Annotated in this window: 1 protein-coding gene; it reads right to left on the bottom strand. The window is 62.0% G+C overall.

Features of this window, described 5'->3' with window-relative positions; all coding sequences use genetic code 11:
* The coding region (locus EOA29_RS39240) for a response regulator (RefSeq protein WP_245468834.1) at positions 1-556 on the bottom strand (556 nt) is incomplete at its 3' end.
* Positions 557-606 lie beyond the last annotated feature (50 nt).

Genomic DNA, 606 nt, shown 5'->3' with positions numbered 1-606 from the left:
TTCCAAGACCGAGAACCACGGCATCGTACGCGGCCAGGTCAATGTCATCTGCAGTCGCCGCGCGACCGATTGCAGTGACCGAGGTGACCCCATCCCGGATGGTTTCGACCAGCGAAAGGCGACGCTCCGGATCGGCGTCTGCGACAAGCACCCGGCGCTGGACACGAAGCTTTCTCGAATGAATATCCTGAAACACCTTCATCAGTTCGTCGGACGACACGGGCTTGGTGGAAATGCTCGATGCGCCCTTGGTGGCCAGGCCTTCGATGTCGTCCGCGCCAGAGATCACATGGATAGGAATGCCGGTGGTCTTCGGATCATGGCGCAGCAGGTCAAAGAGCACCCATCCATCGATGTCCGCCAGCCCGAGATCCAGCGTGATCGCGTCCGGAACCAGCTTGCGGGCCAAGGCCAAGGTTCCGGACCCGGCAGTCGACAGGACACCTTTCAGCCCGGCCGATCGTGCCAGGCCCAGCAGCAGGCCGCCGAAGGTCGGATCATCCTCAACGATCAAAACCACCCTGTCTTCCGCCGAAATGGCGTCGCGGTCGTCCATCAATTCCGCAGACGGCAGACCGGTGGGCGCTGCGGTCGTGGCAATCGCTT

It is taken from the genome of Mesorhizobium sp. M1E.F.Ca.ET.063.01.1.1 (assembly GCF_003998155.1).
GTDB lineage: Bacteria > Pseudomonadota > Alphaproteobacteria > Rhizobiales > Rhizobiaceae > Mesorhizobium.
The sequence above is the reverse complement of the archived record's forward strand: the minus strand, read 5'-3'. Positions and strand labels throughout refer to the sequence as shown.